General features: G+C 50.8%; 11 protein-coding genes. 9 read left to right on the top strand and 2 right to left on the bottom strand.

The genetic code is table 11. The features are described 5' to 3' along the window. Window positions 1-59 precede the first annotated feature (59 nt). Complete coding sequence (locus tag AB4875_RS14320; protein WP_368376740.1) at window positions 60-926, bottom strand: TIGR03619 family F420-dependent LLM class oxidoreductase; 867 nt, start codon at window positions 924-926, stop codon at window positions 60-62. A gap of 241 nt (window positions 927-1,167) precedes the next feature. Here AB4875_RS14320 and AB4875_RS14315 point away from each other — a divergent pair, with 241 nt between their 5' ends. From AB4875_RS14315 to AB4875_RS14300, 4 genes are all read left to right on the top strand, one after another. Beyond that, the gene (locus AB4875_RS14315) at window positions 1,168-1,929 is read left to right on the top strand and encodes an SDR family NAD(P)-dependent oxidoreductase (RefSeq protein ID WP_368376739.1); all 762 of its coding nucleotides are present in this window, start codon (window positions 1,168-1,170) and stop codon (window positions 1,927-1,929) included. Window positions 1,930-1,959: 30 nt separating this feature from the next. Further along, window positions 1,960-2,721, top strand: a complete 762-nt coding sequence (locus tag AB4875_RS14310) for an SDR family oxidoreductase (protein WP_368376738.1) — start codon at window positions 1,960-1,962, stop codon at window positions 2,719-2,721. Between the two features lie 308 nt (window positions 2,722-3,029). Further along, entirely contained in the window at window positions 3,030-3,182 is a 153-nt protein-coding gene (locus AB4875_RS14305; protein ID WP_368376737.1) for a hypothetical protein, read from the top strand. A 144-nt stretch (window positions 3,183-3,326) separates the two neighbouring features. Then, window positions 3,327-5,816, top strand: coding sequence for a TonB-dependent receptor (locus AB4875_RS14300; protein ID WP_368376736.1), 2,490 nt, complete (start codon window positions 3,327-3,329; stop codon window positions 5,814-5,816). A gap of 251 nt (window positions 5,817-6,067) precedes the next feature. Here the strand turns inward: AB4875_RS14300 and AB4875_RS14295 are convergent, their stop codons facing one another. Beyond that, entirely contained in the window at window positions 6,068-7,165 is a 1,098-nt protein-coding gene (locus AB4875_RS14295) for an AraC family transcriptional regulator (protein ID WP_368376735.1), read from the bottom strand. Window positions 7,166-7,297: 132 nt separating this feature from the next. Here AB4875_RS14295 and AB4875_RS14290 point away from each other — a divergent pair, with 132 nt between their 5' ends. From AB4875_RS14290 to AB4875_RS14270, 5 genes are read left to right on the top strand one after another with little or no spacing between them, the layout of a single operon-like run. After that, window positions 7,298-7,825: a hypothetical protein gene (locus AB4875_RS14290; protein WP_368376734.1), complete on the top strand. Its 528-nt coding sequence runs from the start codon at window positions 7,298-7,300 to the stop codon at window positions 7,823-7,825. Beyond that, window positions 7,822-8,586: an SDR family NAD(P)-dependent oxidoreductase gene (locus AB4875_RS14285; RefSeq protein ID WP_368376733.1), complete on the top strand. Its 765-nt coding sequence runs from the start codon at window positions 7,822-7,824 to the stop codon at window positions 8,584-8,586. The genes AB4875_RS14290 and AB4875_RS14285 overlap by 4 nt, the downstream gene beginning before the upstream one ends. A gap of 3 nt (window positions 8,587-8,589) precedes the next feature. Continuing rightward, window positions 8,590-9,621 carry an aromatic ring-hydroxylating dioxygenase subunit alpha gene (locus AB4875_RS14280; protein ID WP_368376732.1) on the top strand — a complete coding sequence of 344 codons (1,032 nt, stop codon included), beginning with the start codon at window positions 8,590-8,592 and terminating at the stop codon, window positions 9,619-9,621. Then, window positions 9,608-11,740: an oxidoreductase gene (locus tag AB4875_RS14275; protein WP_368376731.1), complete on the top strand. Its 2,133-nt coding sequence runs from the start codon at window positions 9,608-9,610 to the stop codon at window positions 11,738-11,740. Before AB4875_RS14280 ends, AB4875_RS14275 begins: the two co-directional genes overlap by 14 nt. Then, on the top strand, window positions 11,737-13,491 hold the full coding sequence (locus AB4875_RS14270) for an amidohydrolase (protein WP_368376730.1): 1,755 nt from the start codon (window positions 11,737-11,739) through the stop codon (window positions 13,489-13,491). The genes AB4875_RS14275 and AB4875_RS14270 overlap by 4 nt, the downstream gene beginning before the upstream one ends. Window positions 13,492-13,498: the final 7 nt, after the last annotated feature.

The raw sequence follows: 13,498 nt of genomic DNA, 5'->3' as shown, positions 1-13,498 counted from the left end.
ACCGCAGATAAACTGCCGCCGACTTTGCTCGGCGGAAGACTAGCCCCCTGAATTTTAATTTAGCGGATAAATTTCTTCGCGAAACCCTGTAATTGCTCAATTTTAACTTCCACGGTTTCTGTGTCCGGCTTGCCGTCATAGGGGTTGCGAAAGCCGATATGGCATTCGTCGACGTTTAGGGCGGCAAGGGCGTCTTGACCGGATTGGTGATAGGCGTCTGCTGAACTCACATGTATTGCAAACGGCAGGTGGTCGCGCTCAAACTGCTTGCGAAATTCCTGAAGCTTGCCCAAGAGCACCGCGTATTCCTCAGCGCTGGCGCCAGCGCCTATCCAACCGTCCCCCAATTTGGCTGCGCGACGCAATGCCGCGTCAGAGTGACCGCCAACAATAATGGGGATCGGCGCGCTGGGCACAGGGCACAGCTTGATACTATTAATGCTCAGCTGGTCGCCTTCATAAGCAAAGAATTCGCCGCTTAGTAATCCTCGAAGAATGTGTATTTGATCGTCAAAGCGTTGTCCGCGTTTTTCCCAAGGTACGTGGCATGCTTCAAAATCTTCGGGCCAGGGGCTTAGACCAACACCAAAATCGAAGCGATTATTGCTGAGTATAGCGAGGGTGGATATTTGCTTGGCCACCACCACTGGCTGGCGCACAGCGAGTTTGTAAATACCGGTATTAAAGCGAATACGACTGGTGTGAGCTGCTAAAAAAGGAATCGCGACCATGGGTTCAACAAAGGGTAGGTCCTTTAAAAACTCTCTGGAGCCATCGCCGTTATAGGGGTACTCACTGGATGAGTGCTCTGGATAACAGAGGCTGTCTGGAAACGAAATACTGCTGAACCCGGCCTCTTCTGCAGCCAGTGTAAGGGGTAAATACTGCTCCGTTGAGCACATGCTGGGGCTAAAACTAAATTTCATTATGCCTTCCTTTTATATTTACTGATTCAGGGTGCTATAGGCGCCGCTGGCAGTTTGTGGTCGCGGTACAAGCATATTTCGGCCTGAATTTTTTACTCAGGACATTTACATCCAGTTTCACCGTCTATTTAGTTCGCGCCCTTAGTTTGAAGAAAAATGTACATAAAATTAGATGTTTTTGTGGTCTTGCTGCGTTGGCAAGGCCGCTAGTATCGATGTCATAAAAAAAGGGAAGCTTGTGATGCTTGATCAGTTCTTGAAAAATAAAACAGCAATAGTCACCGGAGCGGGACAGGGCGTCGGCCAGGGTATTGCCATATCTCTGGCCGAGCGTGGCGCCACGGTGGCGTTGTTAGGCCGCAGTTTAGATAAGCTTAAAGCCACATTAGAAATTATCAAACAGGCTGGCGGTAAGTCACTCGCCATAAGGGTTGATGTTAAGAATCCCCAGGATCTTGTCGCCGCTGTTGAACGCGTTGTGGCTGAGACCGGGGGTATTCAAATTTTGGTAAATAACGCCCAAGAGGTGCCCTTGGGAACCTTGCTCGAGGTAGATGAAACCAAAATTGAGGCGGGCTGGCAGTCGGGGCCAATGGCAAGTTTGCGCTTAATGAAACTCTGTTATCCGCATTTAATTGGCGACGGCGTGATAATCAATCTGGCGTCTTCAGCGGGCATGCGTTGGGATATGTCTGGTTATGGCGCTTACGCGGCGGTGAAAGAAGCGATCAGATCCATCAGCCGCGCGGCCGCCTGTGAATGGGGGCCGGAAGGTATTCGCTGCAATGTCATTATGCCTCACGCAATGTCTCCTGGCTTGAAGTGGTGGACGGAAAATCGGCCGGATGAGGCGGCAGAATTTATAGCCTCGATTCCGCAGCGCCGTATTGGCGAGTGTAAACAAGATATTGGCGACTTTGTGAGTATGTTGTGTAGTGAGCAAAGTCGATACGTCAACGGCCAAACCATTGCGCTTGATGGCGGCCAGGCACGGGTGTCTTAGTGATTGCGAAGTCAGCGAGGGAGAATTGAAGTGGGACTATATATTGTAAGCGGTGCAGCCTCGGGTATAGGCGCGGCAATAAGCCAACGCCTGGAAGATGACGGTGAGAAAGTGATTCGTCTTGATCGTCTGGAGGGTGACATTATTGCTGACCTTGCTACCGAAGCCGGACGGCAGGCGGCGCTTCAAGAGTGTCTTAAGCACAGCAGCCAAGGTTTGGACGGCCTGGTTTGCTGCGCTGGTATTGGTGGTGCAAACCCAAATACGGCCATGATTCCTGAAGTTAATTTTTATGGTTCGGTAAGCTTACTTCAAGGTTTGAAGGCCGCCTTGGCGACGCGCCGTGGCGCGGCGGTCCTTACATCCTCAAATTCGGCGCCGCAAGAGACCGATCCAGAGTATGTTGCCGCCCTACTTAGTGATGATCGTGAGGCGCTGGCCAAATCGCTGACGACGATCTCTGGCCACGCCGCTTACAGCGGTTCAAAGCAAGCCATATCAAAATGGTTGCGACATCATGCGCCTGATTATGCTCGCGGCGGTGTGCGCATAAATGCGGTTGCGCCGGGCTACACCCGCACAGCCATGACCATTGCCACCGAGAATGATCCCAAGTATGGCGGGGCTATCCGAGATTTTTTGGCCTCCATTCCATTAGGGCGGGCCGGTGATGTTAGAGATATTGCCAATGCGATCGGCTTTCTGCTCAGCTCGGAAGCGGGCTTTGTGAGTGGATCAATATTGTATGTAGACGGCGGTCACGACGCCATGTTCCGTCCCGATGCGATATAGGTTTTAACAATGGCAAAATCTAGTGAATACAGCCTTGCACCGCATACCTTCGCCCGCGGATGGCATGTGATTGTCGAGGCTTGCGAGCTTGGAGAGCGTCTCTTGCCGCAGTGAGTTCTTGATAAGTGTCTTCCCGCTTGGGCTAAAAGCAAGGAATTGATTGCCAATATTCAGCAGGAGGTCGGTATCGTCAAACTATGGCAGGGCACTCATTAATAGTGGTATTGAGAGGCTCTGAGCAAACGAGCACGACGGCGATATTGGCTTGCTAGCGGCAGACTTTGGTATTTGGAATACAAAAAATCGCATTGTGGTTAATACAAATTAAAACCGGTCGCCCATTGTGCGCGAACGGCGGTGTAGATGGTCTTGCCATTTCTGCCGATGACCGCGGCCGTGATGGCCGGGAACGGGTCCCTACCATGCTGACCTATGTTCGAGATCAGGCTGAATTGGAGTGACCGGTTTCGACTATATAATTGGTTTGTTTTGTTCTGTGTTCCTTGAAAAACTGGACTATGCTGTAAGCATAAAAGATAAGCGCTAAAGCGCAACGTTAGTCTGGGTGTGCCGTTAAAAACAATTATAACGACGGAAAAATGTATATGAAAAGTCAAAATACGATTAAAGCCTTAGTCTTAATAAGCGCCGCAGCCAGCGCTCAATCAGGTTTGGCGCAAGCCGTGCTTGAAGAAGTGTTAGTCACGGCTGAGCGACGGGTTGAATCCTTACAAGAAACCCCTATTGCCATGACGGCTTTGACCCGGGATGCCATCGAAAAACGCGGCATTAGCAACTCCGATGACGTATTTGCGACGATGCCGGGTATGGGCGGCTTTGCTTCGCCGGGCTCGCGAGGCGTAACCAGCCTAAGTATTCGCGGTATCTCCGGCGGCTCCCCTGCGAATATCTCTCTTGATCCGGCTGTGGGTATGTATCTCGATGGTGTATACATCGGCAAGATGCTTGGCTCAGCCTTAGACATAGCGCAGATAGAGCGTATTGAAGTACTTCGTGGTCCTCAGGGCACCTTGTACGGCCGCAACGCGACCGCAGGCGCAATGAATATTATTTCCAGAAAGCCCTTAGACGAGTTCGCTGTGGATGTAACAGCGGGCATCGGTAATTACGGTTTACAAACCCTTAAAACCACTATTGATTTTGGCTCGCTAGGTCAAGCGGGTGAAGGTGCGGGCAAGTTGGCTGGAGCCGTGAGCTTTTTGACTAAAGATCGAGATGGCTTTTATGATAATTATTCTGGCGGTGAAGATTTTGATAATTTAGACCGTCAGGCATGGCGTGTCGCTTTACGCTGGCAGCCTGTCGAGAGCCTGACAGTAGATTATGTTTACGACCATAGCGAACTGGATGAAGTGAATACCCTGCAGAAAGTAGTAGGGTTTACAGAGGGTCCAACCCTAGGCGGTAACCGCCTCGATTTCTTGCGCAATGTCGTTCAACCTTCTGCAACCGGATTATCGATGATACCAGGCGCCGATCCTCGAATTAGTGGCCGTTGGCTGCCTTCTATTCAGAAAACGATTGATGCCTATGAGCGGGTAGTGGCGAATGGCCAAGGTCGCCCTGATGGTGGTTTGGTAGATACTACCCCGATCGCCCAAAGTGACGTCGATGGGCATGCAATTACTGCTGAATGGGAGCTAGGCGAGCTAGGTGCGCTCGGCGATGTCACCGTGAGGTCGATCACCGCCCAGCGCGAGACAGAGGCCTATGTTGCCGGTGATCTTGAAGATATCGATAGCAGTTTAGATGCCAGCGGGATTGGCGCATACAACGACAGTCTTCACAGTGTCTTGTTGCAATACTACGGTGGCAGCGGTGGCGCGTCTTTCCCCGGAGTAGACGCCCTTTGGGATGCCGTGGATCAGCTGGGTGCGGGTCACAGTAATCAAGATACGCGGTCCAAGTATGAGCAGTTTTCCCAAGAATTTCAGTTTGTGGGTGCGACCCAGCAGCTTGACTATGTACTTGGCTTGTACTGGTTTGAAGATGAAGCTAATTTTGATCGGCGCGCGTCATTTGCCCAGCCGCTATCTGGTCGCGACGCCCAAAAATACACCCTAGAAACGGATTCCTTGGCGGTTTTCGGTCAGAGTACATATCGCTTCGCCAGTTTAGAAGATCGCTTGGCCTTGACGGTAGGGCTGCGATACACCGAAGAGGAAAAAACTATCGCCTACAACTTTGGCGTGGTCTCTACGCCTTTTGGTGTGTCACCGGCTCGGGCTTTATCTCGCGATGATAATTTCTATAACTTTAGTTATAACGTCACTGTTGCCTATGACATTACTGAAGATGTGAATAGTTTTATTCGCTATGCAACAGGTTATCGGTCCGGTGGCTTTAATGGTGAGGTCTTTAATAATAGTTTTGATGAGGAAACTATCGATCAGCTAGAAGTAGGGATTAAATCTGATTGGTGGAATAACCGTCTACGGGTGAACGCTGGCTTGTATGCCTATGAGTATGACGATTTGCAGACAAGCTCTCTTGAAAGTACTGGTGGTGGGGTAACCTCTACAACGATAAATGCGGGCAGAGCCGAGCGTTGGGGTGGTGAGCTAGAAATGGCCGTGGTGCCGATGGAAGATATGATCGTGAGCTTGGCGTATAGCTATATCACTGGTGACTTCGAGGAATTCCCCGATACCTGTGCGAACAACCAATGTATTGACGGTAGTGCCGAGGCCGAACGCGCTAATTCACCCAGTAACAAAGTGAATGCGAGTTTGGACTATACCTTCGCTCGCACCGCGATTGGTGAGTTTAACCTGTTTGTTGATTCAAGTTGGCAGGATACCTGGGAGCAGGTTGGCTTATCACCCTCGGTGGTTAACGGTACGCCATTTCTTTATACAAATAGCTCGATGGATGCGAGGACCGTCGTTAACGCTCGGCTTAGCCTGAGCGCGATTCCGGTTGATACCGGAGACTTAATGGTCTCGCTTTGGGTAAATAATCTAACTAAGGATGACTACCCATCCTACGGAGTTAACTTTCAGGGCTTGGGCTTGATTACCGAGCAGTATGGCGCTCCGCGTACCTTCGGGATGGAAGTTCGCTACCGCTACTGATTTGCGCTAGAGAATAATGAGACGGACCCCGGTCTGCCTTGCACCACAGATAGAATCCCCGCTATTGCGGGGATTTTGCTTTTAATGTGAAAAGCTCATAAGACTACCGGTGCTAGCAGTAACTATTTGATCAGGATCTACGGTAATACTGGCTCGAAAAAACTGATACTTGACCGAGTATTACTACTATCTTTACCTTCCTTTGGTGACATTTTTAAGCGAATTTCACTGCATTTTTTATTTGAAAATAATTAATCTTCTTGCTCTGTTTTGTCGTCGAGCTGGGAGCGGTACTGCTTTGGCGTTAAGCCAGTCCAATTGCGAAATGAGCGGATAAAAGAGCTGGATTCTAAAAAACCAAGCTGCTCACCTATCTCGTGCACCTTTAAGTTTTTATTGCGCAGTAAGCGCATAGCAATGTCACTGCGATATAAATCCTTAAGTTCTTGATAGCTGGTGTCTTCGCCGTGCAGGCGACGTCGTAAGCTTGACGGCGACATGTGCAAATTCTCTGCCATCATTTCAAAGCTCGGCAGGCTCCCCGTGCCGCTTTTGGCTAGTAGTGATCTAATCGCAGCGCCAGTACTGGCCGGCTTGGAGTCTTGGGTGATAAGTGAAAATAGCGAGTGTTCAAGAAAGGCGTCCAGTGACGCCGTCGTATGTACCGTCCGGTAGCGCAGGCAGTCTTCATTGAAATAGAGGGCGGTGTGATCGGCATTAAACTCCGGCTGAATACCGGTTAAATTTTCTAGGCTTTCGCTGTAGGCATCAGACACCGGTGGCGCTGATATTTTTAATGCAGAAATTTCAACGTCTCTGCCCACTAACCAACCCATTAAGGCAAACCAAACCCGCAGCCCCGATGCTTTCGCCACAGTATCGGTATGACTAGTTCGGTCCCAAGAATCGGGGCTGAAGCGGCTATTGAAGGTGTTAATGTCAAAATCATAGTGCAATTGGGCAAGGCCATTTTCGCGGCTTAGCTGTATTCGGTATCCGGTCAATGGGTAGAGCATTTCTTGATAACGCTGGGCGCGTTCCAAGGTTTCGCCGAGATTGGTGCAATTAATAATGCTATAGCACATAAAACGAAATACGTCGGTGCCGATGCCCGCGCCCCAGGGCAAGGCAATATCCATTTTCTGCATTGCGGCTGCAGCGTGTTCGTAGAGATTGGAATACTTGTAGCTGGGAAAGACACTGTCGCGGGGAGCGCTAAGTATTGCCTTGGAATCCATGCCGGCGCTGATCGCTATGGCTGCAGAATCAACGCCAACTTTATCGAGGTAGTCTAATAGGCGGCGAAATTTACCGACGGAGATGTAATGAATTTTATTGATATCAGACATGACTAACCGCTCGTTATCCGGTCTGGTGCTAAATGTAGACCGATATGAAAGATTATGTGCTTTAGGGAATTATTATCAGGGGTAATATGAAGCCATAAATAATTAAAAGCAATTACGCATCTGAGGTAGGCAATGGCTGACAATAATAGCTATATCTTTAAAACCGCGCTACATAGCGGGGTCACTAATTCTATTGTTAATGGTCTTTTCGCTTGGTTCTTGAGTAGTGGCAAAACACATCTGGCGATATACGGTGGAGCCGGGGTATTCGTTGACTATCTGGCGACAACAGCGATTCTTATATTTATTTTGACCTTGATTGTTCTGCCTATGCAGCGGAAAAAAGCGCCACTTAATATACCGGTTAATACTGCGACGCCCTCTTATTACAGCACCTTTTTTGCCTATATGTCTGCCTATCGAAATATCGCTATTGCTCTCTTGCTCGCGCTCTATGGACTGATTTTAGTCGCGCCATTGCTATTGGTGATTTTTGAAATTGTCAGCATTTTTGGTGTTAGCGAATTAAGTCGTCTGTATTACAGCGTGGCCAAAGGCCTGTTGATGGGGATAGTAGCGGCGCTAGTGGTTCTCCCTATTATTTATATCGCATTTAAACCCGCAGTTGGTCCATCCACTGCTATTGGAGATAAATCGTGACTGGCATATTACATAAGAAAATCGCCCTAGTTACCGGCGGCGCAACGGGTATCGGGCAGGCGATCTGCGAGCAGCTGGCCGCGGATGGGGCCAGTGTGGCGGTGATTGACATTAATCGCGAAGCCGGCGAGGCCACGGCAGCTGCGCTTAGGCAGCACGGGGTCGACTCTGCTTTTTATTACTGTGATGTGAGCGATGAGGCTCAGATTTCTAACATGGTGGCCGCGGTATGCGAGCGCTTTGGTCGTTTAGATATTGCATGTAATAACGCCGCATTGAGCAAGGGTAGCGGGCCTATTCATAAATTCAGTCGCGCGGTTTTCGATCAAACCCTGGAAATGTGTTTGACCAATACCTGGCTCTGCATGAAGTATGAGTTGGACATCATGCTCGAGCAGGGAGCGGGGGCCATCGTTAATATCTCATCAAATGCATCGCTACGTGGCCAGGCCTTTAATACCGCTTACGCTGCGGCCAAAGGCGGTGTGAATATTATGACTAAGAGCGCGGCAGCGGAATACGCGGCTCAAGGCGTGCGAATTAACGCCGTATCTCCGGGCGTTATTCGCACCCCAGGGCTGGAAAACTATTTTAAAGAACAACCCAAGGCGGAAGAGCAGATGAACAAGGTGACGCCGATGCGCCGCCTTGGTGAACCATCAGAAATTGCCAATGCCGTGGCCTTTTTGTTATCGGAAAAAGCATCATTTATTACTGGCCAGCTGCTATCTGTGGATGGCGGCGGCGCCGTAAGAGGTTAAAACATGAGCGCTAAGAATAAGGTTATTGCTTCATCAAAACGGGCGCGGGTTGACTTGCCTATGCCTTATGGTTGGTTTCAGGTTTTGTATTCGCATGAGTTGGCTGTCGGTCAATCCTTACCCTTGGAATACTTCGATCAAGAGCTGGTGATTTTTCGGACTGAATCTGGTGTTGCCAAGGTGCTGGACGCTTACTGCGCACACATGGGGGCGCATCTTGGCTATGGTATTCGCGATAATGCTGGTGGCGGCTCTCGAGTCGTCGGAGAAAGTATCGTGTGTCCCTTCCACGGTTGGGAGTTTAATGGCGCTGGCGAATGCACGGGTATTCCTTATGCCAAGAACATGCCGCCCAGAGTTGCGCGTTGTGAAAAGCTGATTCCAAGCTGGCATGTGCGTGAGGCCAATCGCTGTATCTATGTGTGGTATCACCCCGAGGGTGTCGAGCCCATATTTGAGCCGATAGTGATTGAGGAGGTCAGTGTCGATAATGCCGAGTGGGGTGAATTGCAAATACATGAATGGGATCTCGATACCCATATGCAGGAGATTGGCGAGAATGCAGTCGATGCCGCGCATTTTTGCTTTGTGCATGGCACCCCGGAAATTCCAGAGCCCACAGAGATGCGTTTTGAGGATCACTGCCGTCATGGTTTGTTTGAGTCTAAGATGGAAACGCCGCGCGGAACCATTGAGGGTCGTATAGAAAACAGCAGTGTGGGGCCGGGTCTTTCAGTGGTGCGCTTCAGCGGTATTTGCGACACGATATTGATGGCCAATATCACCCCAATTGACGCCATTCGCAGCCGTGCTAAATACGCGTTTATTCAGCGCAGCGACGGGGGTAAAACCAGCCGGGTGGCGCAGGCGATTATTGATGATATTCGTCAGCAGATGGAAGAAGACAAAATTATCTGGGCGCATAAACGTTATCTTGAAAAGCCATTATTGTGTGACGGCGATGGACCTTTTGCCAAGTTCCGCCGCTGGTACGGCCAGTTTCTGATCGAGGGCGGCGACGATGATCGCAGCTAGAAATGTCCACTACTCGCAGTTGTTGTCGCCGGGAAAAATTGCTGGTTTAGAGCTTCGCAATCGTATTGTGATGGCGGCCATGGGCTCAGAGTTTGCCAATGAAGACGGTTCGATTGGCGAGCGACTTATTGCTTACTACGAAGCCCGTGCGTCCGGAGGAGTGGGCATGATTGTATTGGAGACCTCTGCGGTCGCCTGGCCCAAGGGCGCGGCGATGCCGAATATGGTGGGTTTTTCTTCTGATGCTTATATGCCGGGATTAAAACAGCTGACCAGCCGGGTTCACGCGCAGGGCTGTAAAATTGCGGCCCAGCTAAATCACAGTGGTAAAGTCGCCCAAGAAGATACCGCTGCCGGTCGGCCCATGCTGGTGCCCTCAATACCCACGCGCAAACGCGGTGATATGTTCGACAGTTTGACCCACGCAGAAATCAACAATTTTGTTCGCGCAGCAGGACCCGATGGCAAGGGGCCAACCTATAAAGTGATGGATAAGGTCGACATCGACTGGGTTATCGCTAAATTTGTAGCGGCGTCGCGGCGCACTGTTGATGCGGGTTTTGACGCCATAGAACTGCACGCCGGTCACGGCTATTTAATTTCGTCTTTTTTGTCGCCGCACAGCAATCATCGCGATGATGAATATGGTGGCTCGGTGGGTAATCGGGCGCGTTTATTATTAGAAATTATTGCCGCAATCAAAGCGGAAATTGGCAGTGACTTCCCTATTATTTGCCGCCTCGATGCCCATGAGTTTCGCATTGATGACGGCATTCGTATTAGCGATACCATTGCCGTTGCCAAGTTACTTGAGGCAGCCGGATGCCACGCCCTTGATGTTAGCGCCTATGCTGATGTTAGTGTTGGCATTGCTTTTACTGAAGGCCCCTTGGTGCATAAACCCGGTGGCTATATTGATTATGCCGCCGCGCTTAAAGCCGCCGTTAGTATTCCTATTATCGCTGTGGGTCGTATTGAGCCGGCTTTGGCCGAACGTCATATCGCCGCTGGCGACTTCGATTTTGTGGCCATGGGTCGCAAGTTGCTGGCAGATCCGGATTTGCCCAATAAATTACTGGCCGGTCGTGAAGACACTGTGCGCCCCTGTATTTATTGCTATGTGTGCGTGAGTAAAATCTTTATCAATGAGCCCATGCTGTGCGCGGTTAATCCCAGTGTCGGACGCGAGGCTGAATTAGGCCAGATTGTCGCTAGCAAAAAAGTCCGCAATATACTGGTGGTCGGCGGTGGTCCCGGTGGTATGGAGGCGGCCCGGGTTTTAGCTCTGCGTGGTCATAAAGTCAGTCTTTGGGAGCGCGACACGGTATTGGGTGGCACCGCTCGAGTGGCCGCATTGGCCTATGAGCCAAATGGCCGTCTGTTGAGCTATCTCATTAATGCCTTGGCTGATTTGCCGGTCACCATAGCGCTGGGTAAAACTGCCACTAGCGAAGCGATTCAAGCCGCAGGGTTTGATACCGTGGTATTAGCAAGCGGCGCGCGACGGCGGGCACCTGAGATTGTTGGCAAGAATTTGAGCCACGTACTCGATGGTGAAGAATTGCGCGACATGTTGTTTGCGGGCAGCACCCACGGCAAATTGAAGTGGCACCAGCGACTGCTTACGCGAGTGTCCTGGCTGCTGGGCTTTAGTCGTAATACCGACCTTATTCGCAAGCTCAGTCACTTCTATATGCCACTGGGTAAAAAGATCTGCATCATTGGTGGCGGTCTGGTGGGTTTGGAAGTAGCGGAATTACTCGCCGAACGTGGCCGTAAAGTCACCGTTCTGGAAGCGGGGCGCGATCTGGGCGCAGAGTTGAGTTTGGTGCGTCGCTGGCGGGTACTGCATCAGCTAAAAGAAAGTGGTGTGGATTTACATCGCAAAGCCACGGTTGTTGAGATTAGCAAAGACCGAGTGCTGTTTACTCAAGGTGAGGCAGAGCATCAGGTCTTTGCTGATAATGTCATTATTGCCTTGGGCGCGGAACCCGATAAAGAATTGCGCCAGCAATTTGCCAGCCTCAAGCTTGAAATGCATAGTATTGGTGATTGCGCCGATATTGGCTATATCGAAGGCGCTATGCGCAGCGCTCGTGAATTGGCGGTAACATTATGATTAAAACGCTGGTGCTAAGACTGGCTATAGCCACCTTCTTGCTACTGCTGATCACCTTTGTTTGCGGCTATTACTGGCTGATGGGCAGTGAACCCGAGTTGCCAGAGGCGCAATTATTTATCAACGCTCAGATTCTCACCATGGACGACGAGAATAGAATTGTCTCGGCCATCGCCGTGCGCGGTGAGCGCATTGTGGCCACCGGCAGTGACGAAGAGATTCTCGCTTTGCGCGGCCCTAATACGGTGGTGCACAACCTTAATGGTCGGAGCTTGTTGCCGGGCTTTGTCGATGCCCACGGCCATTTTCCCGGTACGGGTTTGAGCGCAGTCGGTATTGATTTAAGCAGCCCGCCGATTGGCGCAGTGAATAATATCGCGGATATCCAAACCTTATTGCGCAGCGGACTTGCTAACGGCAGCGATGATGATTGGCTGTTCGGCTTTGGCTATGACGATTCTTTATTGGCGGCAGGGCGCCACCCATCGCGGCTAGATTTGGACGCGGTATCCACCACTCGGCCGATTTATGTGATGCATAGCTCCGGTCATATGGCGGTGGTTAATAGTGCCGGTTTGCGGCTGGCGGGTATTACCACTGATACCGCAGACCCCGATGGTGGTGTGATCGTTAGGGACGCGCAGACTGGCGAATTAACGGGTTTACTGCTCGAGCATGCAACGGATCTGGTCGCGCCGCTGGCGATGGACTTTTCTGCGCTTGATTTTCTTACCATGACAGATGCAGCGGCGGCGCAATACCTAGCCGCGGGTGTGACCACTGTGCAGAGCGGTGGGGTTGATACCCGCATGTTAAAGGGCCTTTACTGGCTTTCGCGTTTACAGCGTATTCCCCAGCGCGTGATTACCTGGCCTTTAGCGGATGCCAATTTTGACGAGTTTCTTAGCGACGAATTAAATCTTGATGATTTGCAGTCCGATAAATTCTCGGCATCAGCGCTTAAGCTGATCGTAGATGGCAGTATTCAGGGTTACACCGCGTATTTGACTGAACCTTATTACCAACAGCAAGCCGATCAGCAAGACCAAGGGTATCGAGGATTTCCGCGTTACCAGCAGGCAGAGCTGAACGAAAAGGTGACGGCCTTGTACTGCCATGGTTTGCAACTGGCCCTGCACGGAAACGGCGACGCGGCCATTGATATGGTGATAGCCGCAGTGGCCGCAGCGCAGCAAACTTGTCCTCGCGAAGACACCCGAACTATTTTGGTTCATGCGCAAACGGCGCGCCCAGACCAGCTTGACGCCATGAAAAAGCTGGATATTACACCGAGCTTTTTCAGTGCCCATACCTTCTTTTGGGGCGATCGTCATCGCGATCAATTCCTTGGCCCCTTGCGTGGTTCACAGATTAGTCCGATGGCGGATGCGGTCGCTAGGGGAATGCGCTTTACGGTCCACACAGATTCGCCTGTGGTGCCGATGGAAGTCAATCGACTGTTGTGGGCCAGTGTCACCCGGCAGACTCGCAGCGGCGCTGTACTTGGCCCCCAGCAGGGTATCAGCGCCATGCAGGCATTGCGCGCGGTAACCATTGACGCTGCCTGGCAAAGCTTTAAGGAAAAGGATAGCGGCTCACTAGAGGTGGGCAAGATCGCCGATCTGGTTTTACTGGATCGCAGTCCATTAGATGGTGATGACAGTTTACTCAATTTTAAAGTCGATAAGGTATGGATAGGTGGCCGTTGTTATTTTCAGCGTGGCGCAGATCAATGCACTAAAGCCGAATAATAAAAAG

This window comes from Zhongshania sp. R06B22 (genome assembly GCF_040892595.1).
GTDB lineage: Bacteria > Pseudomonadota > Gammaproteobacteria > Pseudomonadales > Spongiibacteraceae > Spongiibacter > Spongiibacter arctica.
This window is presented reverse-complemented; position numbering and strand designations above follow the sequence as displayed.